The organism is Candidatus Saccharimonadales bacterium (assembly GCA_036397795.1).
Lineage (GTDB): Bacteria > Patescibacteriota > Saccharimonadia > Saccharimonadales > DASWIF01 > DASWIF01.
Map to the genome: position 1 here is coordinate 1 of DASWIF010000044.1, position 1,606 is coordinate 1,606.

The 1,606-nt window shown below is 49.9% G+C and carries 1 protein-coding gene; it reads right to left on the reverse strand.

The genetic code is table 11. The features are described from left to right. Positions 1 to 73: 73 nt before the first annotated feature. Positions 74 to 1,606 (reverse strand): hypothetical protein (locus VGA08_03105; protein ID HEX9679581.1); only part of this gene is annotated, 1,533 nt, incomplete at its 5' end.

A 1,606-nucleotide genomic window follows, 5' to 3' on the forward strand; every position in this document is an offset into this window, starting at 1 on the left:
TGACTTATAAACTTACCAACTTGCTAACTTGCTAACTTACCAACTTGTTAACTTACCAACTTGTCAACTCTCCCTACTGCCTAACAATCTGCGCCGCTTCTTCAAACTTAAGACTCAGCAGTTTGGACGTGCCGTCTTTGGTCATGGTCACGCCGTATAGAATATTGGCCACGTGCATGGTGGCTCGGTTGTGGGTAATGACAATAAACTGGGTTTGGTGGGCCAGCTCGTTTAAAATTTTCGCGAACCGCTGCGAGTTGGCTTCATCCAGCGCGGCGTCGACTTCATCTAAAATCACAAACGGCGGGGGAGTGGAAGAAATCACGGCGCAAATCAGAGCAATAGACGCCAATGACCGCTCGCCGCCGGAGAGCATGGTGATAGTACTAACCTTTTTTCCCGGCGGAGTCGCCATGATGTCGATGCCGGTCACGACTTTGCCGGTCCGTTTTTTCAAAAATTTCTTGGGCGAAATCTGCTCTTCGCCGGCCATGAGTTTGTCTAAAATACTGCTGCTCTCGGCGTTAACTTGGTCGGCTTCGACTGTGGCTTCGTCTAAACCGCCGACCGCGGTGGCCGCCTGAGCCTTGGCCAAGGCTTCTTTTTTGGCCTGCTCTTCGGGGTCTTCTTTAATCAGTTTCAATTCGGCTTTGCCGCCATCAAACAATATTTTGAAGAATTTTTGAAATGACGTATTAATATGTTTGAAAGTCGTGTCAAACTGAACCTGAATTTTATCGTCAAGCTCGGTAATGACTTTTTCGAGTGACTTGATGGAACGGCGCAAATCTTCGGCCTGCCCGGCCAAAAAATCGTGCCGGGTTTTGGTTTCCTCGTATTCTTTGACCGCTTCGGGATCAATGCCGCCAATCAGCTCAAGCTGGTGTTTAAGCTTACTAATAGTTGATTTCAGCTCGGCCGTATCTGTCTTTTGAGCCTGAGCCGCCTGCAACCAGTCTGTGCCGCCCAGCTCGTCTTTAATTTCGTGCTCAAGATCCTGCTGGTGAGCTTCCAGCTTAGCCTGCTCAACCCGCAGCTCACTAACCTGACCGGCGGCGGTATTATACTCGGCCTGGTGTTTTTGAAATTTCCGCTGGAGCTCAAAAAAACTGCCTTTCTGCTGCTGTTCGGTTTGGTTGAATTTTTTAAGCTCTGCCTGAGCCGTGGCCAGCCGAACTTCCATTTCCCTTAAATCTTTGGTGGCGGCTTCCAAATCTTTAATCAGTGTCGGGTCAAGCTTGACGGCCACGTTTTGCTTAATCTCGGGACTTTCAAGCTTGGCAATCAGTTCTCGCAGCAGCCGGCCGAGTTCATGGCCGTCTTCAATCGCCTGGGCCAGCTTGGCCGGTTCGCGGCTATTCAAATTCTGCAGCAGTTTAGCTTCCAGTTTATCAATTTCTTTAAGCCGCTGAATAATTTGGGCAACCGGCATGGGCAGGGGAACCTCGGTTTGCCGGTGTTTGGCCAGTTCAATTTTATTTTGAAGCATCAGCTGCTCTTCGCGTAGCTTGGCGCGCTGGTCCATAATCTGCTGATACTTGCGCTGCAGGTCGTTAAACGCTTCGGTTCGCGTGTCTTGCTTTTCCAGCTTGTCGAGCTCAACTTG